This is a genomic window from Streptomyces sp. NPDC058665 (assembly GCF_042714995.1).
GTDB lineage: Bacteria > Actinomycetota > Actinomycetes > Streptomycetales > Streptomycetaceae > Streptomyces.
On the sequence record NZ_JBHXRX010000016.1, the window covers coordinates 113,574 to 137,080 of the forward strand.

General features: G+C 71.9%; 16 protein-coding genes. 13 read left to right on the plus strand and 3 right to left on the minus strand.

The window, feature by feature from the left end:
• Positions 1-10 precede the first annotated feature (10 nt).
• From gatB to ACFWV8_RS13140, 4 genes are all read left to right on the plus strand, one after another.
• Positions 11-1,528 (plus strand): Asp-tRNA(Asn)/Glu-tRNA(Gln) amidotransferase subunit GatB, encoded by a 1,518-nt coding sequence (gene gatB / locus ACFWV8_RS13125; protein WP_384200481.1) that lies wholly within the window; start codon positions 11-13, stop codon positions 1,526-1,528.
• 747 nt (positions 1,529-2,275) lie between these two features.
• Positions 2,276-3,523 (plus strand): SLC13 family permease, encoded by a 1,248-nt coding sequence (locus ACFWV8_RS13130; protein WP_384200483.1) that lies wholly within the window; start codon positions 2,276-2,278, stop codon positions 3,521-3,523.
• On the plus strand, positions 3,520-3,984 hold the full coding sequence (locus ACFWV8_RS13135; RefSeq protein WP_384200485.1) for a universal stress protein: 465 nt from the start codon (positions 3,520-3,522) through the stop codon (positions 3,982-3,984). Before ACFWV8_RS13130 ends, ACFWV8_RS13135 begins: the two co-directional genes overlap by 4 nt.
• A 22-nt stretch (positions 3,985-4,006) precedes the next feature.
• A complete protein-coding gene (locus ACFWV8_RS13140; RefSeq protein ID WP_384200487.1) occupies positions 4,007-4,519 on the plus strand; it encodes a tetratricopeptide repeat protein in 513 nt (170 codons plus the stop codon).
• Positions 4,520-4,532: 13 nt separating this feature from the next.
• On the opposite strand, the gene ACFWV8_RS13145 is transcribed toward ACFWV8_RS13140, so the two are convergent.
• Positions 4,533-5,150, minus strand: a complete 618-nt coding sequence (locus tag ACFWV8_RS13145; protein WP_329381144.1) for an NAD(P)H-binding protein — start codon at positions 5,148-5,150, stop codon at positions 4,533-4,535.
• 289 nt (positions 5,151-5,439) lie between these two features.
• Here ACFWV8_RS13145 and ACFWV8_RS13150 point away from each other — a divergent pair, with 289 nt between their 5' ends.
• The 6 genes from ACFWV8_RS13150 (at position 5,440) to ACFWV8_RS13175 (ending at position 14,794) form a co-directional block, all read left to right on the plus strand.
• A complete protein-coding gene (locus ACFWV8_RS13150; RefSeq protein ID WP_384200489.1) occupies positions 5,440-7,566 on the plus strand; it encodes a phosphocholine-specific phospholipase C in 2,127 nt (708 codons plus the stop codon).
• Positions 7,567-7,695: 129 nt separating this feature from the next.
• Positions 7,696-9,954, plus strand: coding sequence for an MMPL family transporter (locus ACFWV8_RS13155; RefSeq protein WP_384200491.1), 2,259 nt, complete (start codon positions 7,696-7,698; stop codon positions 9,952-9,954).
• Positions 9,955-9,997: 43 nt separating this feature from the next.
• Positions 9,998-10,561 carry a GNAT family N-acetyltransferase gene (locus ACFWV8_RS13160; RefSeq protein WP_384200493.1) on the plus strand — a complete coding sequence of 188 codons (564 nt, stop codon included), beginning with the start codon at positions 9,998-10,000 and terminating at the stop codon, positions 10,559-10,561.
• 46 nt (positions 10,562-10,607) lie between these two features.
• Positions 10,608-11,261, plus strand: a complete 654-nt coding sequence (locus ACFWV8_RS13165; protein WP_384200495.1) for a hypothetical protein — start codon at positions 10,608-10,610, stop codon at positions 11,259-11,261.
• A gap of 178 nt (positions 11,262-11,439) precedes the next feature.
• Complete coding sequence (locus ACFWV8_RS13170) at positions 11,440-11,613, plus strand: hypothetical protein (protein WP_384200497.1); 174 nt, start codon at positions 11,440-11,442, stop codon at positions 11,611-11,613.
• Positions 11,614-11,749: 136 nt separating this feature from the next.
• Positions 11,750-14,794 carry an AAA family ATPase gene (locus ACFWV8_RS13175; protein WP_384200498.1) on the plus strand — a complete coding sequence of 1,015 codons (3,045 nt, stop codon included), beginning with the start codon at positions 11,750-11,752 and terminating at the stop codon, positions 14,792-14,794.
• On the opposite strand, the gene ACFWV8_RS13180 is transcribed toward ACFWV8_RS13175, so the two are convergent.
• Both ACFWV8_RS13180 and ACFWV8_RS13185 read right to left on the minus strand, forming a co-directional pair.
• Complete coding sequence (locus ACFWV8_RS13180; RefSeq protein WP_384200500.1) at positions 14,766-15,680, minus strand: helix-turn-helix transcriptional regulator; 915 nt, start codon at positions 15,678-15,680, stop codon at positions 14,766-14,768. The genes ACFWV8_RS13175 and ACFWV8_RS13180 overlap by 29 nt on opposite strands.
• An 83-nt stretch (positions 15,681-15,763) precedes the next feature.
• Positions 15,764-16,918, minus strand: a complete 1,155-nt coding sequence (locus ACFWV8_RS13185) for a PQQ-dependent sugar dehydrogenase (protein WP_384200502.1) — start codon at positions 16,916-16,918, stop codon at positions 15,764-15,766.
• Positions 16,919-17,115: 197 nt separating this feature from the next.
• On the opposite strand from ACFWV8_RS13185, the gene ACFWV8_RS13190 reads away from it, so the two are divergent.
• From ACFWV8_RS13190 to ACFWV8_RS13200, 3 genes are all read left to right on the plus strand, one after another.
• On the plus strand, positions 17,116-18,054 hold the full coding sequence (locus tag ACFWV8_RS13190) for a 2-hydroxyacid dehydrogenase (protein ID WP_384200504.1): 939 nt from the start codon (positions 17,116-17,118) through the stop codon (positions 18,052-18,054).
• 384 nt (positions 18,055-18,438) lie between these two features.
• Positions 18,439-21,402 carry a putative bifunctional diguanylate cyclase/phosphodiesterase gene (locus ACFWV8_RS13195; RefSeq protein ID WP_384200529.1) on the plus strand — a complete coding sequence of 988 codons (2,964 nt, stop codon included), beginning with the start codon at positions 18,439-18,441 and terminating at the stop codon, positions 21,400-21,402.
• Between the two features lie 210 nt (positions 21,403-21,612).
• On the plus strand, positions 21,613-23,499 hold the full coding sequence (locus ACFWV8_RS13200; protein WP_384200505.1) for an acetolactate synthase large subunit: 1,887 nt from the start codon (positions 21,613-21,615) through the stop codon (positions 23,497-23,499).
• Positions 23,500-23,507 lie beyond the last annotated feature (8 nt).

Consider the following 23,507-nt stretch of genomic DNA (forward strand, 5'->3'; position numbering starts at 1 on the left):
AAGTTTCACCGTGACCGTCACTGAACACGTGTCGCTCGTTCCGTACGAGGACGCTCTCGCGACGTACGACCCCGTCATGGGCCTGGAGGTCCATGTCGAGCTCGGCACCCGTACGAAGATGTTCTGCGGCTGCTCCACCGAACTGGGCGCCGCCCCCAACTCGCAGACCTGTCCCACCTGTCTCGGCATGCCGGGGGCGCTTCCGGTCGTCAACGCGATCGGCGTCGAGTCCGCCGTCAAGATCGGTCTCGCGCTGAACTGCGAGATCGCGGAGTGGTGCCGGTTCGCCCGGAAGAACTACTTCTACCCGGACATGCCGAAGAACTTCCAGACCTCGCAGTACGACGAGCCGATCGCCTACAACGGCTATCTGGACGTCCAGCTGGACGACGGCGAGATCTTCCGCGTGGAGATCGAGCGCGCCCACATGGAGGAGGACACCGGCAAGTCGCTGCACGTCGGCGGCGCCACCGGCCGTATCCAGGGCGCGTCGCACTCCCTGCTCGACTACAACCGCGCGGGCATCCCGCTCATCGAGATCGTCACCAAGCCGATCGAGGGTGCCGGGGCGCGTGCGCCGGAGGTCGCGAAGGCGTACGTCGCGGAGCTGCGCGAGTTGATCAAGGCGCTGGACGTCTCCGAGGCCCGCATGGAGCAGGGCCAGATGCGCTGCGACGTCAACCTGTCGCTGCGCCCGCACGGCCGGGAGAAGTTCGGCACGCGCTCGGAGACGAAGAACGTCAACTCGCTGCGCAGCGTGGAGCGGGCGGCGCGCTACGAGATCCAGCGGCACGCCGCGGTTCTCGACGGCGGCGGCACGATCATCCAGGAGACGCGCCACTTCCACGAGGAGGACGGTTCCACGACGTCCGGCCGTGTGAAGGAGGAGGCCGAGGACTACCGGTACTTCCCCGAGCCGGACCTCGTCCCGATCGCGCCCGCGCGCGACTGGGTGGAGGAGCTGCGGGGCGGACTGCCGGAGCTGCCGCGGCTGCGCCGTAACCGGCTGCGCGAGGAGTGGGGCGTCTCGGAGCACGACATGCAGTCGATGCTCAACGCGGGCGCGGTCGACCTGATCTCCGCGACGGTCGAGGCGGGCGCCCCGGCCGACCAGGCACGCAAGTGGTGGATGGGCGAGCTGGCGCGCAGCGCGAACGAGACGTCCACGGACCTCGCGGCGCTCCCGATCACCCCGGCGCAGGTCGCCAGGGTGGCGGAACTGGTGGCCGCGGGTGATCTGAACGACAAGCTGGCCCGGCAGGTCCTGGAGGGCGTCCTCGCGGGCGAGGGCGACCCGGACACCGTCGTCGAGAAGCGCGGCCTGAAGGTCGTCTCCGACGAGGGCGCGCTGGGTACGGCGGTGGACGAGGCGATCGCGGCGAACCCGGCTATCGCGGACAAGATCCGCGCGGGCAAGATCGCGGCGGCGGGCGCACTGGTGGGGGCGGTCATGAAGTCCACCCGCGGCCAGGCGGACGCGGCGCGGGTCCGCGAACTGATCCTGGAACGCCTGGGAGCCGAGGGCTGAACCGGGGGGCCGGGCCCGCAAGGACCCGGCCCCGCTTACCGGTGCCGGCAGGCGACCGGTTGGGCTGCCCGCGTCGGCACGGGCGCCAGTGGCGGTCGCCGGTCGGGTTGCGCAGGTCTTGTGCCAGCCGAAGCGGCGACGCGCGGGCGTTCGGTTCGCGGCGGGGCGGTTCGCCGAAGGCGGTCGTCTGTCGGGTTACGCGGGCGTTCTGTTTCGGGTGCGGTTTGCGGGTCGTGGTGGTTTGGTTCGTCTTCGACCGCCGCCCCGGGCCAGGGGCGGGCTCGTTGCTTGGCCGGTGTCGGCCGGCGGTCGGTTGGGTTGCGCAGGTCTTGCGCCAGCCGGAGCCGCGACGTGTGGGCTTTCTGCCTTGGGCGATGCCCGCGGGTCGTGGTGGTTTGGGTTCGATCGCTGCCCCGGGCCGGGGCCGGGCTGGTTGCTTCGCCGGTGCCGACCGGTGGGTCGCGGTCGCGCCGGGCGGGTTGTGCAGGCGGCCTGCCGCGTGAACGACGACCAGTGCGGTGCGCGGTGGGATTCGTCCCGAGGGCCGGGGGACAGGCGCGGCTCGCAGGTTTCGCTCGGCTGGTTCGCCGGTACCGTGCGGCCAGGCGTACGCCCCCCCCACCAACCCGCCACGGCTCCTCGTGCCGCGACCGGGCCGCGCGGGGTCGTAAGTTGGGGCGGCGTCGGCCTCACGCGGCGCGTCGTACGCGCGCACACCGTCCGTCCACCAGCACCCAGGCGGCCCCCGTGAACAGCCTCGTCGCCGAGATCGTGTCCGGGGGGTTGCTTCTCGGTGTGCTCGCCTTCGCCGTCGTACGGCCGAGAGGGCTGCCCGAAGCCGTCGTGGCCATCCCCGCCGCCGCCCTCGTCGTCGGGCTCGGCGCCGTGTCGCCCGCCGACGCGTGGGACCAGACGCACAGCCTGCTGCCCGTCGTCGGGTTCCTCGCCGCCATTCTCGTACTGGCCCAACTCTGCGACGACGACGGCCTGTTCCGGGCGGCCGGCGATCTCGTCGCCCGTCTCTGCGGCGGGCACCCGCGCCGGCTGCTCGGCGGCGTGTTCGGCGTCGCCGCCGTCACCACCGCCGTGCTCAGCCTCGACGCCACGGTCGTCCTCCTCACGCCCGTCATCTTCGTGACAGCGAGCCGCGTCGGAGCCCACCCCCGCCCGCACGTCTACGCCTGCACCCACCTCGCGAACTCCGCGTCGCTCCTGCTCCCCGTCTCCAACCTCACCAACCTCCTCGCGTTCACCGCCAGCGGTCTCTCCTTCACCCGGTTCGCCGTGCTCATGGCGCTCCCGTGGCTGGCCGCGATCGCCGTCGAGTACGTCGTCCTGCGCCGGTTCTTCGCGACCGACCTGGCCGCCGGGGCGCACCCTCCCAAGGAGGCCGAGTCGCGGACCGTACCGGCCTTCACGCTCGCCGTCCTCGGTCTGACCCTCGTCGCGTTCGCCGTCACCTCGCTCGTCGGCGTCGAACCGCTCTGGGCCGCCTTCGCCGGTACGGCGGTGCTCGCCGCCCGCGCGCTGCGCCGCCGGCGCACCACCCCGCTCGCGCTCCTTCGCGCCGCGTCGCCGCTGTTCTGCCTCTTCGTGCTCGCGCTCGGCATCGTCGTCAAGGCGGTCGTCGACAACGGGCTCGACACCGGCATCAGCCGCGTTCTGCCGGGCGGCGAATCCCTCACCACTCTCCTCGCCATCGCCGGCGTCGCCGCCCTCCTGGCCAACCTGATCAACAACCTGCCCGCGATCCTCGCCCTGCTGCCCCTCGTCGCGCCCGCCGGCCCCGGCCCCGTACTCGCCGCGCTCATCGGAGTGAATCTGGGGCCCAACCTCACGTACGTCGGCTCACTCGCCACCCTTCTCTGGCGGCGTGTCCTGCACGAACACGAATCGGCGCCCTCGCTCGGGCAGTTCACCCGGCTCGGTCTGCTCACCGTGCCCGCGACGCTGATCGCTTCGACCGTCGCCCTGTGGGGCACCCTCCAGTTGTGACCGACGTGAAGACAACCGCACTTGTCTGGATCAGTCCGTCGACCTGGCCAGCCTGCGTCGACGCGGCCCGCGACCGAGCCGCCGACGACCATGTCGTCCTGCTGCATGTGGGCGACGACCGGATCGTCGAGGAGGCGCACCGCGCGTACGCGGGGCTGCTGGGCCGTGGCCACGGGCCCGAGCACGATCCCGGGGCCCGTCTTGAGGCGCTGGCCGGCGTGGTGGGCGCCGACCTCCTTGAGAAGGCGGCGCACCGGCTCGGCCGGCCCTGCGAACTGCTCGACCGGCACGGCCGCCCTCAAGAAGAGGTCGTCCGCGCGGCGGCCGACGTGGATCTGCTGATCTGCGCGCGCGACGGCGACCCCGACCGGCCGGGCCCGCACAGCCTCGGCCCGGAGTCCCGGTTCGTGGTCGACCACGCGCCCTGCCCCGTCCTGCTGGTGTGGCCGTACCGGAGCTGAGGACCGGTGCCACAATCCCCGCATGACGACTGACAGCGGGGACGAACTTCTGGCGGAGGCCGTCGGCCTGCGCACACGGGGGGAGGCGGAGCGGGCCAGGGAGCGGCTGGTCGCTCTCGCCGACCGGCACCCGGACGACGCCGAGGTCGCCTACCAGACCGCCTGGACACACGACGCCCTCGGCGTGGAGGCGGAGGCTGTCGCCTACTACGAACGCGCGTTGGCCGGAACCGGCCTCTCGGCCGAGGACCGCCTCGGCGCGCTGGTGGGTCTCGGCAGTACGTTCCGGATCCTCGGCCGCTACGAGGAGGCCGTCCGCACGCTGCGCGGCGGACTGGCGGAGTTCCCCGACGACGGCGCCCTGCGGACCTTCCTCGCGATGGCCCTGTTCAACACCGGACAGCACGACGAAGCGATGCGGATCCTGCTGGAGTTGCTGGCCACGACCAGCGAGGACCCCCAGGTGCGGACGTACCGGAGGGCGATCGGCCACTACGCCAAGGACCTGCGCGAGACCGTGGCGCGGCAGGACTGACCGCCCGCCGCGGTTACGGGTAGACGTCCCGGCCGTACGTCGCGGGGTCGTCCAGCGCGTCGAGCACGAGGTCGGCGAGGTCCGCGTAGGTCGTACGGGGCGCGAGGCCCCGGTACGGCGTGAAGGAGCGCGGACGGTTGCCGCGCGCCGGCCCGTGGTGCAGCACCCCGGACCGTACGACGGTCCAGTCCAGGCCGCTCGTGAGGATCACCGCGTCCTGGGCCTCCCGTTCCCGCAGGAGGGGCCGCGCCGTCGCGCGGTAGAGGGCGGCGACGGTACGGCCCGCGATGCCGCGCACATGGGGCCCGTATCCGGCCTCGGAGACGACGATCAGCCGCCGTACGCCCAGCTTCCGCATCGCCTCCACGATCAGTTCGGTGCCGCGTGAGTACAGCGGCGTCGTCCGGTTGCCCTTGAGACCGAAGGCGATCACCGCGGCGTCGGCGCCGGTGAGGGCGTCGGTCACCGCGCTCTCGTCGAAGGGGCTGCCGGTCACCACCCGGTCGACCGGGGCGGAGCCGAGCCGCGCCGGTTCACGCACCTGAGCGGTGATGCGGTGGCCGGCGCGTGCGGCGGAGGTGAGGAAGGCTTGTCCGGTACGCCCGGTGGCGCCGAACACGGAGACGTTCATGGGTGGGTTGTCCCTGTCGTTTTCATGGGTTCGTGAATCGTGGGCAGCACGTGTCCGGAGCCTCCCGAGGACCTGAACGGGAGGGGCGGTCGCCGAACCCGTTCAGCTTGCGCCACGCCGCGTCCGACCGCCACGGATCCGGCCAGACCCGTCGGTCCTTCCCCGGTGCGCGGACGCCGCCCGGACAGGGCGACTCTCGGACGTTCATCGCCGGGCCGTCCCGGGGTCTTCCCGTCGCCACCTGCGGTGGCTAGCTTCCGGGCCGTAGCACCTGACTCGGGAGGATCTCTTGGCCACGGACATTTCACGGCGACGGCTCTTCGCGCTCGGAGGTGGCGCCGTCGGTGCCGCCGCGGCGGGCTCCGTACTGCCGCCGTCCCTGCGCGCCGCCATGGCCGCCGAGGCGCCGGCCGGGGGACTGGACGCCGTCCGGCATGTCGTGGTGCTCATGCAGGAGAACCGGTCGTTCGACCACTACTTCGGCACGCTGCGCGGCGTACGGGGCTTCGGGGACCGCAACGCGGTGGAACTGCCCACCGGCCGCCCCGTGTTCGAGCAGCCGGCCGCGTCAGGCACCGGCACCGTGCTGCCCTTCCCCGTGCGCGACGCCGCCGAGACGCAGAAGAAGGACCTTCAGTACATAGGCGACCTCGACCACTCCTGGAGCGGTGGCGCCAAGGCGTGGAACAACGGCTGGATGGACCGCTGGATCTCCGCCAAGACCGTGGCCACGATGGCGTACTACGACCGCGCCGACATCCCGCTGCACTACGAGCTGGCCGACACCTTCACGGTCTGCGACGCCTACCACTCGTCGGTCCACACCTCCACCAGCCCCAACCGCAACCACCTCTGGAGCGGCTGGACCGGCTTCGAGGCGGACGGGCGCCGGGCCGTCGGCAACGACGCGTACGACGAGGGCACCCACCCCGGCTACGCGTGGCCGACGTACGCCGAGCGGCTGGAGAAGGCCGGGCGGAGCTGGAAGACGTACACCGAGTGGGAGAACTTCACCGACAACAACATCGAGTTCTTCACCTCCTTCAAGAAGATCGCGCGAAAGGCGCTCGCCAAGGCACGCGAGCTTGAGGGCGGCGCCGGCTTCACGTACACGGAGGCCTTCTACGCCGCCGTGCGCGACAGCGACGACGCCGCCGTACGGGCCCGGCTCCTCGACGCCCTCGAAGAGGGTGTGGAGAGCCTCACCGCCCATGAACGGTCCCTCTTCGAACGTGGCCTGCGGCGCGTCGAGTCGGGCACCCTCGCCGCCGCGTTCCGCGCCGACGTGGCCGCGGGGAAGCTGCCCGAGGTGTCGTACCTGGTGCCCTCCGCGGTCGACTCCGAGCACCCCGGCGCCTCGTCGCCGGTCGCCAGCGCCGGCCTCGTCTACCAGGTGCTGGACGCCCTCGGCGCGCATCCGGACGTCTGGCGGCACACCGTCGTACTGATCAACTATGACGAGAACGACGGCTTCTTCGACCACGTCCCGCCGCCGGTGCCGCCCGTGGACGACGCGGACGAGCGCTGGCAGGGGCTCCCCACGGGGCTCGGTATCCGCGTGCCGCTGCTCGTCGTCTCGCCCTGGACCGTCGGCGGCTACGTCTGCTCGCAGGTCTTCGACCACACCTCGGTCGTTCGCTTCCTGGAGAAGTGGACGGGCGTGCGGGAGCCCAACATCACGCCCTGGCGGCGTGCCGTCACCGGCGATCTGACCTCCGCCTTCGACTTCGGCCGTGGCCGGCCGCAGCCGGACGTCGAGCAGCCCGGGTCCGTCCCGCCCTTCACCGGACGCTGGCGGCCGGTGCCGCCGGCGGTGCAGCGGATGCCGGTGCAGGAGCCCGGTACGCGCCCCGCCCGCCCGCTGCCGTACCAGCCGGACGCATACGGCCGCCAGGCCGGCCGCGCCGGGGCACGGGTCCTCCAGCTCGAACTGCGCAACACGGGGCGGGCGAGTGCCCACTTCGCGCTCTATCCGTACGCGGGTGAGTTCGACGTCCCGCAGCACCGGGACGTAAGGGGCACGGCACAGTGGACGGTGCCCCTTACCGGCGACGACTACCGGTTCACGATCACCGGCCCCAACGGATTCCGCCGCGAGTTCGCCGGCCCCGTCTCGGGCCGCGGCGCCGAACTCTCCTCGACCCTCGACCACCACGACCGCGATCTGCACCTCACCCTCCGTAATGAGGGCGATCTGCCGGTCACCTTCACGGTGCGTTCGCTCGGGTACGCCGACGAGGCCGACCTCCGTGACTGGAAGCGCGAGTTCACGGTCAAGCCGGGCCGCAGCCGCCATGTCGTGCACTCGGCCGCCGACGCGCACGGGTGGTACGACATCGAGGTGACGGCGGGCCGGGGCTTCCGGCGGCGGCTGATGGGTCACATAGAGAACGGGAAGCCGAGCGTCTCCGGCTGAACCGGAATATCCCCCTCCCATTGATCGAATGCTCAGGTCACCGGCGTGTGAGTAACCCCACCAAACGGACAAACGATCACGATTTGATGTCAGAGTTGGCTCTCCGGACCACCGCAGGGGAGCAGACCGTTGGCAGCAGTCGCGCGGTGGTGCGTCAGGCACCGGCTCCTGGTCGTACTCCTGTGGCTGCTGGCCCTGAGCTCCACCGCCACCGGCGCCGTCGTGGCCGGGACGTCGTACTCCAACGAATACAACGCTCCCGGCACCGAGGCCGGCCGTGCCGTCGACCTCCTGGAGAGCGGCTTCCCCGGACGCGGCGGCGACAGCGACACCGTGGTCTGGCACACCGAACGGGGCTCCGTCCGCGCGGGCGACGTGGAACGACGCATGGACCTCACGCTCGGTGACATCGCCAAGCTGCCCGGAGTGGCCTCCGTGACGAGCCCGTACGACGCCACCGGCGGCGACGGCGCGCCCGCGCGGGCGACCGGCCCGGAGGACGGCGAGAGCGCAGGCCGGATCAGCGAGGACGGCCGCACCGCGTTCGCCGTCGTGACCTACGAGCGCCAGGTCGACGAGATGCCCGTCGCCCAGGCCCAGGCCGTCGTCGACACGGCGAAGAAGGCGGCCACCGACGATCTCCAGGTGGATCTCGGCGGCGGCGGAGTCGCCCTCACCGAAGGCACCACGGCGCACACGGCGGAGATCGTGGGCGTCGCCATCGCCGCCGTGGTCCTCTTCCTCGCCTTCGGGTCGCTCGCGGCCAGCCTGCTGCCCATCGCCACCGCCCTGGTGTCCGTCGGGACGGCGTACGCGGGCATCGCGCTCCTCGGCCACGTCATGACCGTGGCCGACTTCGCGCCCATGCTCGGCATGCTCGTCGGGCTCGGCGTCGGCATCGACTACGCGCTCTTCATCGTGACCAGACACCGCAAGGGCCTCAAACGGGGCCTGCCGGTCGGCGAGGCCGCGACGGAGGCCGTCGCCACGACGGGGCGCGCCGTCGTCTTCGCCGGGGCCACCGTCTGTATCGCGCTGCTCGGCATGCTGGTGCTGCGCCTGAGCTTCCTCAACGGCGTCGCGATCGCCGCCTCGCTCACCGTCGCGCTGACGGTCGCCGCGTCCGTGACGCTGCTGCCCGCCCTGCTCTCGTACACCGGCGGACGCGCGCTGAGCCGCCGCGAGCGCGCCAGGCTCGCCGAGCACGGTCCCGTGCCCGACCCGCCCGCCGGCTTCGCCGCCCGCTGGTCCGCCTTCGTCGAACGCCACCCCCGGCTGCTCGGCGCCGCGGCCGTGGTCGTGATGCTGGTGCTCGCGCTGCCCACGTTCTCGCTCCATCTGGGCACCTCCGACCAGGGCAACGATCCGGTGACCAGCACCACCCGGCAGGCGTACGACCGGATCGCCGACGGCTTCGGCCCCGGCGTCAACGGCCCGCTGACCCTCGTCGCCGAACTCGACGGCGCCGACGACCGCCTCGCCATGGACCAACTGCCGGACACGTTGCGTGAGTCGGCGGACGTCGCCTCCGTCGGGCCGATCGTCTTCAGCGGCAGTGGCGACAGGGCCCTGCTCACGGTGGTGCCCAAGTCGTCGCCCCAGTCGAAGGAGACCAGCGACCTCGTCCACCACCTCCGTGACGATGTGCTGCCCCGCGCGGAGGGGGGCACCTCGCTGGATGTGTCGGTCGGCGGCGTCACGGCCGCCTACGACGACTTCGCCGCGGTCGTCGTCGGCAAACTGCCCCTGTTCGTCGGAGTCGTCGTCTCCCTCGGCTCCCTGCTCCTGCTGCTCGCCTTCCGCTCCGTCGGCATCCCACTGAAGGCGGCGGTGATGAACGTCGCCGCCGTCGCCTCGTCCTTCGGGATCGTCGTCGCGATCTTCCAGTGGGGGTGGGGGAGCGAACTCCTCGGCCTGGGCAGTTCGGGCCCGATCGAGCCGTTCCTGCCCGTGATCATGGTCTCGGTCCTCTTCGGCCTCTCCATGGACTACCAGGTCTTCCTGGTGAGCCGGATGTACGAGGAGTGGCTGGAGACCGGCGACAACAGACGGGCCGTACGGGTCGGCCTCGCCGAGACCGGCCGGGTGATCAACTCGGCTGCCGTGATCATGATTTCGGTCTTCCTCGCCTTCGTCCTCAGCGGAGACCGCGTCATCGCGATGTTCGGCGTCGGACTGGCCGCCGCCGTCGCCCTGGACGCCTTCGTCCTCCGTACGCTCCTCGTGCCCGCCCTGATGCATCTCCTGGGCGGCGCCAACTGGTGGCTGCCGCGACGGCTGGACCGCTGGCTCCCGCGGATCAGCATCGAGGTGCCCGCCGCCGGCCGCCGTACGTCTGGGAAGATCCCCGCACGGCGCGAGGAGCCCGCGGAGCACGTGCCGCGGTGAGCCGGCCGCGCGGTGAGCTGGGCCGACCGGAGCGAGGAGTGCGATGTTCGCGACATCACTGGGTGACGACGGGGCCGAACTGAGACCGCTGGAGCCGTGGCAGGCCGATGAGTTCCTCGCGCACATGGACCGTGCCAGGGAGTTCGTGGACCAGCACGTCCGGCTCGGCCAGGTCGTGTTCGACCTCGAATCGGCGCGGGCCATGCTCGTCAGATACGCCCAGAGCCAGGCCGCCGACGGCGGACGCATCTACGGAATCTGGCTCCACGACACCCTCGTCGGCGGCGTGATGTTCCGGCTCTTCGACGCGGCGGAGGGCACCTGCGAGGTCGGCTGCTGGCTCGAACCGGGCGCGACGGGGCGCGGACTGGTGACCCGCGCGGTGCGGGTGCTCATCGGCTGGGCGGTGGAACAGCGTGGCATCCACCGCGTCGAGTGGGTGGCCTCGTCGGCCAACGTGGCGAGCATCAGGACCGCCGAACGGCTCGGCATGCGGCGCGAGGGTGTGCTGCGGGAGAGCAGCCTCCACCACGGGGTTCGACAGGACAACGAGATCTGGTCCCTACTCGCTCCTGAGTGGTCCGGGCAGCAGCGGAACGCCCTTTGAGGAAACTCTCATGGATCTCTCATACGGGCCGCCTACCGTGCGGCGCATGAACCCCACGACCAAGCCAGAACAGCCCGCTGAGGACAGCGGCGACATCGAGGCGGAGCGCGCCGTTCCGGCTGCTGCCGACGCTGCCGGGAAGAACGACGCGCCGGGCCCGAACCTGGCCAAAGAGCACGGTGAGAGCCCTGAGGGGGACGCCGCCGGGGGCGCCGCGGACGGTGTGGACGACACGGACGACGGAGACGACGAGGACCTGCCGGACGACGACCTGGACGGCGAGTACACCCCGCCGCCGCCCGCGGGCGGGCTCGCCGCGGCCTCGGCGGCGCTCATCTCCGTACTGCTGTCCCTCGTCGGCCTCATCGGCAGCTGGTCCGGCAAGGTCATCTCCGAGCGCGAGACGCTCGTCGGCCAGATCGACCTCGGCCAGACCGGCACGGCGGAACAGCAGATCTCCGAGATCTACGGCGACGCCTGGCACGCCATCGCGCTGACCAACGGCATCTTCGCGCTGCTGGCGCTCATCGTCGGCCTGGTGGCGCTGGGCCTGCCGCAGCGCAAGAGCTGGGTGCGCCCGTTCGCCGTGGCCGGTATCTCGCTCGCCGCCCTCGGCCTGCTCATCGCCGTCGGCATGTACTTCGACCTCTTCGTGTCCCTGCCCGAGCCGCCCCCGGCCGCTCCGCCGGCCGTCGGCTGAGGCGGGCACTGAGCGGGTGCCGGGCGGGGCCTTAGACCCTGCCCCGCACCCCGGCCGGTCCGCCTAAGTCCCCCTGCGGCCGGAAGATGCGGCACTCGCCCGATGCGGGCGCACCCCCTGGGAGACGAATGTTGAGGCATCGCAGGACGCCAAAGCACTTCGTGACAGGGGAGTCGAGATGTTCGAGTACGAGATGCACCGGATGCGGGCGGCCGAGCTGATCGGTGAGGCCGACAACCAGCGGCTGATCCGCCAGGTCCGCAAGGCCCGCAAGGAGGCGGCGCGAAACGCCCGCCACAAGGGCGAGGGGCGGGTGGACTCGCTCCGAGGCCGCTTCGAGCGCGCGGCGTGACGGGCGCGGGGAGATGGGCGCCCGCCCCGGCCTCCTGAAGAAGTCGGACCGGCGGTCGCCGCACGTGCCACCGGCGCGTGCCGGGACCGCCGCGACCGCCGCGATAACGAGTGCCGCGCTGTCAGACCCCTGTGCGATGCTCGGCATCGTGGAGACCAAGTCCGTCAGCCCCGTGTTCGTCGGTCGCGACAGCGAGCTGGCCGCGCTCACCGGCGCGCTCGCCCGCGCCGCCGCCTGCGAACCGCAGGCCGTGCTCGTGGGCGGTGAGGCGGGCGTCGGCAAGACGCGGCTCATCGAGGAGCTGACGTCGGTGGCCTGCGGCGACGGCGCCGTCGTCTCGATCGGCGGCTGTGTGGAGATCGGCGGCGACGGACTGCCCTTCGCGCCCTTCTCTGCGGCCCTGCGCGGCCTGCGGCGGCGCCTGCCCGAGGAGATCGCCTCGGCGGCCGAGGGCCAGGAAGGCGAACTGGCCAGGATCTTGCCCGAGTTGGGCCCCGCGGATGGCGGCGCTCTCGGCGAGCACGGCAGGGCCAGCCTCTTCGAACTCACCGTCCGGCTGCTGGAGCGCGTCGCCGCCGACCGCACGGTCGTCCTCGTCCTGGAGGACCTGCACTGGGCGGACGCCTCCACCCGCCATCTGCTCGCCTATCTCTTCCGTACGCTGCGGCGCGGCCGGCTCCTCGTGATCGCCACCTACCGCGCCGACGACATCCACCGCCGTCACCCGCTGCGCCCGCTCCTCGCGGAGCTGGACCGGCTGCGTACGGTCAGCCGGATCGAGCTCTCCCGCTTCAGCCATCCCGAGGTCAGGGGGCAGCTGCGCGGCATCTTCGGGGACGAGCCGGCCCCCCACCTGGTCGACGAGATCTTCGGCCGCTCCGACGGCAACGCGTTCTTCGTGGAGGAGCTGGCCGTCGCCATCGAGTCCGGCTGCCGTTCCGGACTCACCGACTCCCTGCGCGACCTGCTGCTCGTCCGCGTCGAGACGCTGCCGGAGAACGCCCAGCGGGTCGCCCGGATCGTCGCCGAGGGCGGCGCCAGTGTGGGGTTCCCCCTGCTGCTCGCCGTCGCACAGCTCTCCGAGGACGACCTCATCGAGGCGCTGCGCGCCGCTGTCGGCGCGAACATCCTCCTCATCACTGCGGACGGAGACGGCTACCGCTTCCGGCACTCGCTCGTCCGCGAGGCCATCAGCGACGACCTCCTCCCCGGTGAACGCTCGCGGCTCAACCGCCGCCTCGCCGAAGCCCTGGAGGCCGACCCCACCCTCGTACGGGACGACGAGCGCACCACGCGCCTCGCGAGCTACTGGTACTACGCGCACGACGCGGCGAAGGCGCTGCCCGTCGTTCTGCTCGCCTCCGTCGAGGCCCGCCGGCGCTACGCCCACGCGGAGCAACTGCGGCTGCTGGAGCGCGCCATGGAGCTCTGGGACGCCGCGCCCGAGTCCGTACGGGCCTGCCTCAGGCCCCCGGACGACACCGACGTCCACCCGCGCACCGACGACGGCGCGAGCTCCCCGCTGCGCTACCTCGACCTGCTGTGCGAGGCGACCGTCGCGGCACGCTCGGGCGGCGACCGCGAGCGGGCCCTGGCGCTGTCCAAGAAAGCCCTGCGGGTGCTGGAGACCGAAGCCGACCCGCTGCGGGCCGCGTGGTTCTGGACCCAGCGCTCGCTGCTGGTCCAGGACCTCTCACGCGGCGACGGCTGGGCCGAACTGGCCACCGCCCAGGACCTGGTGCTCGGGCTCCCGCCGTCCGCCGTGCACGCCTCGGTCCTCTCCGACGTCGCGAGCTGGGGCGCCCTGCACCGGCCCGGCGCCAACAGCCTGGCCGCCGCCGACCGGGCGGTCGAGTACGCACGTCTGGTCGGCGCGGAGAACATCGAACTGAACGCCAGGATCACGCGCGGCTGGCTCACCACCGAGGCGGGCTCCATCGAGGAGGGCCTGGCCGAGATGTACGCGGTACGGGACCGCGTCGTCGCCCTGGGCAATGCCGCCGCGCTCCCGCTCCTGGGCCGCGTCACGATCAACCTGCCGTCCACACTGGAGAGCGTGGGCCGCTCCGAGGAAGCGGTCGCCGCCGCCGAACTGGGCATCACCCTGTGCCATCAGCGGGGTCTCACCGACAAGGAAGCCTGGGTCAGGGCCAACCTGAGCGAATCCCTCTTCTCGCTCGGCCGCTGGACCGAGGTCCAGGCCGCCATCGACGAAGCGGCCCGGATAGCGCACGCCCCCAAGGCACGCGCCCTGGTGGCCGTACGGCGCGCGATGCTCGCCCTCGGGCGCGGCGACTTCGCCGAGGCGGAGAGCCAAGTCGCCCTGGCCCGCGCGGTCTTCGGGCCGCACGACCCGCAGCCGCAGCACGTCATCGGCCCGACCAGGCTGGCGCTGGTCAGCGCCGCGCGGCAGGGGCGCCTCGCCGAGGCACGCGCCGAGTTCGAACAGGTCGCCGCGCACGGCTTCCCGCCGGGCATGCAGCGGTACGCGCTGCCGCTGCTCTGCTCGGTCGCCGGGATGGAGGCGGACGCGCGCGGACTGCCGGAGGCCGACGCGGGACGTGCGGCCGTCCTCGCGAGCGTCCGCGAGCAGGCGAAGCGGCTGCCCGCCCTCGTCCCGGTCTGGCGGGCGTACGACCTGCTGCTCGAAGCCGAACTCGCCCGCGCGGACGGCATCGTGGCCCCGAAGCTGTGGGCCCGCGCGGCTGCCGCCTTCGAGGCGCCGGCCCGGCCGTACGAACTGGCCAACGCTCGGTACCGCTGGGCCGCGGACCTCCTCGCCGCGTCCGCCGGCCGTGCGGAGGCCACCGCCCTCCTGGTGCGGGCCCACACCACGGCGAAGCGGCTCGGCGCGGCGTTCCTCGTGGAGCAGACCGAACTGCTCGCCGGGCGGGCCCGGATCAGCCTCGCCACCACCCCGCGGCTCGCCCCGGCGCCCGACCCGCAGGCGGACGCCGTCAGCTCACTGGGCCTGACCCCGCGCGAACAGGACGTCCTGCGCCGGGTCGCGGAGGGCCGCAGCAACCGCCAGATAGCCGAGGAGCTCTACATCTCGCCCAAGACGGCGAGCGTGCACGTCTCCAACATCCTGGCCAAGCTCGGTGTCTCGGGCCTTACGGAAGCGGCGGCGATGGCGCACCGTCTCCGGCTCTTCAGCGACCTGGAACCGACCCACCCGTAGCGCGGGCCTCAGCGGTGCGGGCGGCCGTCGGCGGGCCGGCCGGCCGGGGCCGCGCGGCGTCGCCCCGGGCGGCGAGGTGGCCCAGAAGCTGAAGCCGCTCGTACGAGTCGGAGCCCGGCTCGGCGTGGTACGTCACCAGCATCTGGCCGGGCGCGCTCGCCAGGGCGAACTTCTCGTAGTGCAGATCGAGGTCGCCGACCAGCGGATGCCTGATCAGCGTGAGCCCGCTCGTCGAGTGGCGGACATCCTGCCGCGCCCACAGGCCCCGGAAGCGCTCGCTGCGCAGGCTCAGCTCCCCGACCAGCTCGATCAGCCGGGGATCGTCGTTCCGCCCGGCGTCCGCGATGAGCGAGCGCAGATAGGCGACGGCCTTGGCGGTGGTGGCGTGCCAGTCTCGGTAGAACTCGCGCATCTCCGGTTCCAGGAACAGCGCGCTCAGCGTATTCACACCCGGCGCGAAGTACGGGCTCAGCGCCACGGCCATCGGGTTGGCCGCGAGCGTGCCCAGACAGAGGCCCTGGACCTGCGCGGGCGTGCTCCACTGGTCGATCAGGGCGGAGACCCCGGCGCTGGCCTTCTCCGCCCGCGGTGCCGGGCGCCGGGCCGGGGTGGCGGGCCGGGCGAGCTGAGCCAGATACCTGGCCTCCGTGTCGTCCAGCCGGAGCGCGCGGGCCAGGCTCTCCAGCACCTGATCCGAGGGGTGCCGGTCCCGCCCCTGCTCCAGCCGGAGGTAGTACTCCGTGCTGACACCCGCGAGGAGCGCCACCTCCTCGCGGCGCAGCCCCGGCACGCGCCGACGCTCACCGGGCGGCAGCCCGGCGTCCTCGGGCCGGACCCGTTCGCGCCGGGTGCGCAGATAGTCGCCCAGGGGGCTTCCCGATCCCATACCTCCAACGGTAGGCGCGTACGAGAAGCGCGTCCTGTCCCTGTCACCACCACGAAGGCGCGGGACGCCCCCGGCGGCCTCCGCTACGTGACGTCCACCCGAAGGATCTTGTCGTCACCCGACTCCGGGGTGCCCCGTCCGTCCGTGTTGCTCGTCAGCAGCCAGAGCGCCCCGTCCCCGGTCGCCACCACCGTACGAAGCCGCCCGTGCTCGCCCTCCAGGAAGGCCTGGGGGTCGGCCGACGGCTTCACGCCGGCCAGGGGGATCCGCCACAGCCGTTCGCCACGCAGGGCCGCCATCCAGATGGACCCCTTGGCGAAGGCGATACCGCTCGGCGACGCCTCGCTCGTCCGCCACTCCTCCACCGGATCGACGAAGCCCGCCTTCCCGGCCTTGCCCTCCGCCTCCGGCCAGCCGTAGTTCTTCCCCGGCTCGATCAGATTGAGCTCGTCCCAGGTGTTCTGGCCGAACTCCGACGCCCACAGCCGCTTCTCCGAGTCCCACGCGAGACCCTGCACATTGCGGTGCCCGTACGTGTACACGACCGAATCCGCCTCCGGATTGCCGTGCGCCGGCTCGCCCTCCGGGGTCATCCGCAGAATCTTCCCGCCCAGGGACTCCTTGTCCTGCGACAGCCCCGTCTCGCCCGTCTCGCCCGTCTCGCCCGTGCCCGCGTACAGCATCTTGTCCGGACCGAAGGCGATCCGGCCGCCGTTGTGGATATTGCCCTTCGGGATGCCCCGCAGGATGGTGTCCGGCGCCCCCAGCTGCCGGCCCACCGGCCGCTTCGGGTCGTACAGCATCCGGGCGATGCGATTGTCCGAGTCCGTCGTGAAGTACGCGTACACATAGGTGTCCGAGGCGAACGACGGGGAGATCGCGAGGCCCAGCAGACCGCCCTCACCGCCGGGGGAGACCCCGGGCACCTCACCGACCTCGGTCTTCTCGCCGTTCTCGGAATCGACGCGCGTGATCGTCCCCTCGTCACGCGAGGAGACCAGCAGATCGCCCTCGGGCAGCGCCGCCATTCCCCACGGGGACTTGAGGTCCTCGGTCAGCGTGGACACCACCTTCGCCGAGCCCTTCGCGGGCGGCGCCGACGGCTGCGCCTCGCCGTCCGGCGGCGTCGCCCCTTCGGACACCGAGGCGGACGGGGAACCCGCCGGGCCCCCCGACTCCGCCCCGCCGCCGGAGGACGAGCACGCGGTCACCACGAATAGCGCCGCTGCGGCCAACATGGCCGTCACTGGAGCACGTTGCACGGTCTTGATCCCTTCGACGGCTGCGTCTCCACGTTTCATACACCGCGGTCCGTGTCCAGGTTCCCATCGACCCGGGATCGGTGCCCCCGAGTCCCACGCCCCGGGCGGCGCGGCGATCCCGGGCCCAGGCCCGCTCTTCAGCCTCCCCCCGGGCGTCGAATAGCCTCCCGACCATGACTTCAGACGTATGGCTGCCGATCCCGGCCGACGAGATCGAAGGACTCCCCGATGGCCTGGACTACCGCTTCTGGGACGGGGCGGACGACTATCCCGCCGACCCGGCCGACTGCGCCTTCTACGTGGTCCCGTACATGAAGGGCGCGGAGGTCGCGCAACGGCCGCTCGCCGCGATGACCTCCGTACGCGTCGTACAGACCCTCTCCGCCGGCATCGACGACGTGGCGCCCGGTCTCGGCTCGCTGCCCGCCGGCGTACGCCTCTGCAACGCCAAGGGCGTCCACGAGGCAAGCACCGCCGAACTGACCGTCGGGCTCGTCCTCGCGTCCCTGCGCGGCATCCCCGGCTTCGTCCGGGGCCAGGACGCGGAGGAGTGGCGAGCGGGCTTCTACCCGGCGCTGGCCGACAAGTCCGTGCTGATCGTCGGCTACGGCTCGATCGGCTCCGCCATCGAGGACCGGCTCGCGCCCTTCGAGTGCGCGCGGGTGGCGCGCGTGGCGCGCTCCGCCCGCGCCACCGAGCGCGGCCCGGTGCACGCACTCGCCGATCTGCCGGACCTGCTTCCCGAGGCCGACATCGTGATCGTGTCCACGCCGCTCACCGAGGAGACGAAGGGCCTCGCGGGCGCCGGGTTCCTCGCCCGTATGAAAGACGGCGCGCTGTTCGTCAACGTCGCGCGCGGCCAGGTCGCCGACACCAAGGCGCTCCTCGCCGAACTGGAAAGCGGAAGGATAAAAGCCGCTTTGGATGTCACTGATCCGGAACCGCTCCCGGCGGGCCACCCTCTCTGGCATGCTCCGGGTGTCGTCATCAGCCCTCACGTGGGCGGATCCACCTCGGCGTTCATGCCGCGCGCCAAGCGTCTGCTCGCCGATCAACTCTCCCGCCACGCGGCGGGAGACGCTCTGCGCAACGTGGTGCTCACCACCGGCTGAGCCGACGGCGATCCGCACTCGGGATCGACAACTCCCCTGCTCGTCACGGAGAGTAGAAGAACTATGTCCCTGAGTGACGAGTCTGGTGTATCGTCCCGATCTGGGGGCCGCGTCGTGCGGGCGGCGTGGCGGAGCGAACAGAATCCGAGGGGGGCGACGGGCGATGTACTGCCGATGGACGAACGATCCGACGCGGAAGGGCCGCCTACGACGGCCATCGGACCTGCCGAGGCGCGGCCCGGTGGCGCGCACCCGGGCGACAACCCCCGCCCCGGCGACGCGCACCTCACCAACACGCGTACCGCCGACGCCTGTTCCACCGGCGCACGCCTCACCCGCGCTCGCACCGAGCCCGTCGGCGGCGACACCCTTGGAGGTGACCCCGTGAGCGCCCCCGGGGCGCTCCTCGGCCGCCGTACGGCCCCGGGCGGCGACGCCGACAGCGGCACCGGCAGCGCCGGCGAAAGCGTCAACGGCGGCGGCAACGAAGCAGGCAACGACGGCGGAGGCGGCGGAGGCACGGGCTTCCTCGCGCAACTTCTCCTCGCCCTGATCTGCGGGGGTTACGCCACCGGCGCGGCCCTCGGCTGGGGCTCCCGTGAAGTGGCCCTGTTCATGGGCGACTTCGGCCTCAGCATCGCCGCCCTCATCGCCTCGGTCTCCTGCTTCCTCTACGCCCGCGGCAACGACAGCCACTTCCGCCCCGCCTGGCTGCTCTTCTCGCTCTCCTCAGCCATGGCCGCCGGCGGGAACGCGGTCTGGGGCTGGTACGAGGTCGTGCTCGACCAGCCCGTGCCGAGCCCCTCCCTCGCCGACCTGTTCTTCCTCTGCTTCGCGCCGCCCGCCATCGTCGGCCTGCTCGTCCTGGCCAAACGCCCGGTCAGCAAGGCCGGTTGGGTCTGTCTCGGCCTCGACGCCTGGCTGATCGGCGGCTCGCTCCTCACGCTCTCCTGGAGCCTGGCCCTCGCGCACACCACGCACTTCGACGGCGAGACGGTCGCCCACGCCGCGCTCTCCCTCGCCTATCCACTGCTGGACATCGTGCTCGTCAGCATGGTGCTCGCGCTGCACTTCCGGCGCTCGGCGGGCAGCCGTACGGCCATCAACTCGGCCATCGCCGCCCTCGCCCTCACGGTCCTGTGCGACGCCCTGTTCACCTCCCCGCTGCTCCGGGAGACCTACCGCTCGGGCCAGCTGCTCGACGCGGGCTGGTTCGCCGGCTCCCTGCTGCTCGCCTACGCGCCCTGGGGCGTCCGCGGTGCCGCCGCCGAGACAGCGCCCGCGCAGGTGCGGCCCCCTCGCCCGGCCAGACATTCCAGCAGGCCGATCGCGGGCTCCCTGGCCGCCCTCACGCCCTATCTCGCCGCCGCGGTATGCACCCTGGGGATCCTCTACAACGTCATCGAGGGCCGCCGGGTCGACCGGGTGGTGGTCCTCACCGGCTGCACGGTCGTCCTCGCCCTGGTCGTACGGCAGGGGATCATGCTCGTCGACAACATCGCGCTCGCCCATGAACTGGCCCAGAAGGAGAACCACTTCCGTTCGCTGGTCCAGGGGTCGAGCGACGTCATCATGATCGCCGGACCCGAAGGCACCCTCGACTACGTCAGCCCGGCGGCGGCCGGTGTCTACGGACGCGAGGCGGACGGCCTCGTCGGCGCCGAACTGGAATCGATCATCCACCCGGACGACCGGGGCCGGGTCAAACGCGAAGTACGCCGCTTCCTCGCCGCCCCTCCCACGGAAGAGCCCACCACCCGCATCGAGTGCCGCTTCAAATCGGGCTCGGGCGACTGGCTGAATGTGGAATCGACCGTCAACCGGCATCAGGGCGGCCTGATCCTCAACAGCCGCGACGTCACCGAACGCGTAAGACTCCAGGCCCAGTTGCAGCACAATGCCGAGCACGACCCGCTCACCGACCTCCCCAACCGCGCGCTGTTCACCGAGAGGGTCCGCCAGTCCCTCTCCGGACGCCGCGCGGGCGACCCCGGTACGGCGGTGCTCTTCATCGACCTCGACGGTTTCAAGGGCGTCAACGACCGCCTCGGCCATCAGGTCGGCGACGAACTGCTGATCCACGCGGCCCGCCGCCTCCACGACTCGGTACGGGCGGGGGACACCGCCGCGCGCCTCGGCGGGGACGAGTTCGCCGCCCTCATCCTCGGCGACGGCACCGACGACCAGACCGCCCGGGAGTACCAGGTCCACGAGATCGCCGACCGGCTGCGCCTCAGGCTCTCGGAGCCGTACCGCATCGAAGGCAACGATGTCCGCGTCGCCGCCTCCATCGGAGTCGCCTTCGCCGAGCCCGGCATCACCCCCACCGACCTGATGCGCAACGCCGACCTCGCGATGTACCGCGCGAAGGCCGGCGGCAAGGACCGGGTCGAGCTGTACGCGCCCCAGATGCAGGCCGACGTGGTCCGCAGGACCGAGCTGGCCGTCAGACTCCGCGCCGCCCTGCGCGATGGTGAGTTCGCGCTCCTGCACCAGCCCGTGGTCGATCTGGCCTCCGGGCAGATCTCCGCCGTCGCCGCGCAGGCCCGCTGGCGCTCCGCCCAGGGCATCCTCTTCACCCCCGCCGAGTTCTTACGCGTCGCCGACGACAGCGACCGCACCGCCGAATTAGGACGCTGGCTGCTCGAAGAAGCCGTCGAGCAGGCCGCCGAGCGCGGCCGGAGGGGCCATCTGGTCCCGGTCACCGTCCGTCTCTCCGCCCGCAGACTGCTCGACAGGTCCATGCCGCTCGGCTCCATCGAGGCCCTCCTGACCCGTCACGGGCTGCCGTCGGGCGCCCTGCTGATCGAGCTGGCCGACAGCGACCCCCGTACGTCCGTGGACGAGCTGGAGCACCGGCTGCTCGCGCTGCGCCGGCTGGGCGTACGGATCGCGCTGGACGGCTTCGGCAGTGGTTACGCGGCGATCAACGCACTGCGCCGCCTCCCCGTCGACGTGCTGAAACTGGACCGAGGGCTGGTCGAGGGTGTCGTCGAGTCCGCCAGGCTGCACAAGATCACGGCCGGACTGCTCCGTATCGCCTGTGACCTGGGCATGGTCTCGGTGGCCGAGGGCGTCGACGTACCGGAACAGGTGCTCGCGCTGCGTGCCATGGGCTGTACCCACGGCCAGGGCATGGCCTTCTCCGGCCCCCTGGACGAGTACCGGCTGCGCCGCGCGCTGGTCCGCGGCGAATACCCGCTCCCCGGCGCCGCCCCGCTCCCGGTGCTCTCCGGGGGCGCACTGCCCGTGCGCCGTACGCGCGCGGCGACCCCCGACATGATCCCCAGGCCGATCACCCGACCGTCCATGCGCTCAAATGTTGAGACGCCGGTCCCACCCACTTGACAGTGATGGCGCGTCGGAGGGAGGGTCAATGCCATGCGCACCCGAATTCTCGTACTTGGACAGCGCGTCGGCTGAAGCAGTGCCCACCACCGGCCCTGCGAACCGCACCGACGCGCTCCCCTCGCCTGCCTCCCGGCACGAGGGGTTTTTTGTTGTACTGGCACAGCCCAAACCCCCGCAAAAACCCTCAGCTTCGAGAAGAGACTGACGATGACCGAGCAGGCCACCGGGGCCCACCCGACGCCGCGCGCCCGTAACGGCGGACCCACGTCCGCCACCGTCCAGCACGTCACGGGCGCGCAGTCCCTCATCCGCTCTCTTGAGGAAGTGGGGGCCGACACGGTATTCGGCATCCCCGGCGGCGCCATCCTCCCCGCGTACGACCCGATGATGGACTCCACCCGGGTCCGCCACATCCTGGTCCGCCACGAGCAGGGCGCCGGCCACGCTGCCACCGGCTACGCGCAGGCCACCGGCAAGGTCGGCGTCTGTATGGCCACCTCCGGCCCCGGCGCCACCAACCTGGTCACCCCGATCGCCGACGCGCACATGGACTCCGTGCCGCTGGTGGCGATCACCGGCCAGGTCGCCAGCAAGGCGATCGGCACGGACGCCTTCCAGGAGGCGGACATCTGCGGCATCACGATGCCGATCACCAAGCACAACTTCCTGGTCACCAAGGCGGAGGACATCCCCCGCACCATCGCCGAGGCGTTCCACATCGCCTCGACGGGCCGCCCCGGCCCCGTCCTGGTCGACATCGCCAAGGACGCCCTCCAGGCGAAGACCACCTTCAGCTGGCCGCCCACCCAGGAGCTGCCCGGCTACCGCCCCGTCACCAAGCCGCACGCCAAGCAGATCCGTGAGGCCGCCAAGCTGATCACGCAGGCCAAGCGGCCGGTGCTCTACGTGGGCGGCGGCGTCATCAAGGCCGGCGCCACCGCCGAGCTGCGCGTCCTCGCCGAACTGACCAACGCCCCCGTCACCACCACCCTGATGGCGCTGGGCGCGTTCCCCGACAGCCACCCGCTGCACGTGGGAATGCCGGGCATGCACGGTGCGGTCACCGCCGTCACCGCGCTGCAGAAGGCCGACCTGATCGTCGCCCTCGGAGCCCGCTTCGACGACCGCGTCACCGGCAAGCTGGACAGCTTCGCCCCGTACGCGAAGATCGTCCACGCCGACGTCGACCCGGCCGAGATCGGCAAGAACCGTGCCGCGGACGTGCCCATCGTCGGGGACGCCCGCGAGGTCCTCGCCGACCTCGTCCAGGCGGTCCAGGCCGAGCACACCGAGGGCAACGTCGGTGACTACAGCGCCTGGTGGCGCGATCTCAGCCGCTGGCGCGAGACCTACCCGCTCGGTTACGACCAGCCCGCCGACGGCAGCCTCTCCCCGCAGCAGGTCATCCAGCGCATCGGCCAACTGGCCCCGGACGACACGATCTACGCGGCGGGCGTCGGCCAGCACCAGATGTGGGCCGCCCACTTCATCGACTACGAGCAGCCCGCCACCTGGCTCAACTCCGGCGGCGCGGGCACGATGGGCTACGCGGTCCCGGCCGCGATGGGCGCCAAGGCCGGCCGGCCCGACCGCACCGTCTGGGCGATCGACGGCGACGGCTGCTTCCAGATGACCAACCAGGAGCTGGTCACCTGCGCCCTCAACAACATCCCCATCAAGGTCGCGATCATCAACAACGGGGCGCTGGGCATGGTCCGCCAGTGGCAGGCCCTCTTCTACAACCAGCGTTACTCCAACACCGTCCTGCACAGCGGCCCCGACGTCGCCGCCGGCGGCTCCATCGAGGGATCGGACCGCGCGGACGACGCGAAGCCCAACGGCGGCACCCGTATCCCGGACTTCGTGAAGCTGGCCGAGGCCATGGGCTGCGTCGCGATGCGCTGCGAGTCCCCGGGCGATCTGGACGCCGTGATCGCCAAGGCCAACTCCATCAACGACCGCCCCGTGGTGGTCGACTTCATCGTCCACGAGGACGCCCAGGTCTGGCCGATGGTCGCCGCGGGCACCTCCAACGACGAGGTCCTGGCCGCCCGGGGTGTGCGCCCCGACTTCGGCGACAGCCTGGACGACTGAGCCGGATG

Bases quoted from the DNA above. Each gene is read 5' to 3' on its own strand.
- ACFWV8_RS13165 (WP_384200495.1), top strand. From the start codon at position 10,608: ATGAACCCCACGACCAAGCCAGAACAGCCCGCTGAGGACAGCGGCGAC.
- ACFWV8_RS13200 (WP_384200505.1), top strand. From the start codon at position 21,613: ATGACCGAGCAGGCCACCGGGGCCCACCCGACGCCGCGCGCCCGTAAC.
- ACFWV8_RS13140 (WP_384200487.1), top strand. From the start codon at position 4,007: ATGACGACTGACAGCGGGGACGAACTTCTGGCGGAGGCCGTCGGCCTG.
- ACFWV8_RS13190 (WP_384200504.1), top strand. From the start codon at position 17,116: ATGACTTCAGACGTATGGCTGCCGATCCCGGCCGACGAGATCGAAGGA.
- ACFWV8_RS13185 (WP_384200502.1), bottom strand. From the start codon at position 16,918: ATGTTGGCCGCAGCGGCGCTATTCGTGGTGACCGCGTGCTCGTCCTCC.
- ACFWV8_RS13170 (WP_384200497.1), top strand. From the start codon at position 11,440: ATGTTCGAGTACGAGATGCACCGGATGCGGGCGGCCGAGCTGATCGGT.
- ACFWV8_RS13175 (WP_384200498.1), top strand. From the start codon at position 11,750: ATGCTCGGCATCGTGGAGACCAAGTCCGTCAGCCCCGTGTTCGTCGGT.
- ACFWV8_RS13145 (WP_329381144.1), bottom strand. From the start codon at position 5,150: ATGAACGTCTCCGTGTTCGGCGCCACCGGGCGTACCGGACAAGCCTTC.
- ACFWV8_RS13180 (WP_384200500.1), bottom strand. From the start codon at position 15,680: ATGGGATCGGGAAGCCCCCTGGGCGACTATCTGCGCACCCGGCGCGAA.
- ACFWV8_RS13160 (WP_384200493.1), top strand. From the start codon at position 9,998: ATGTTCGCGACATCACTGGGTGACGACGGGGCCGAACTGAGACCGCTG.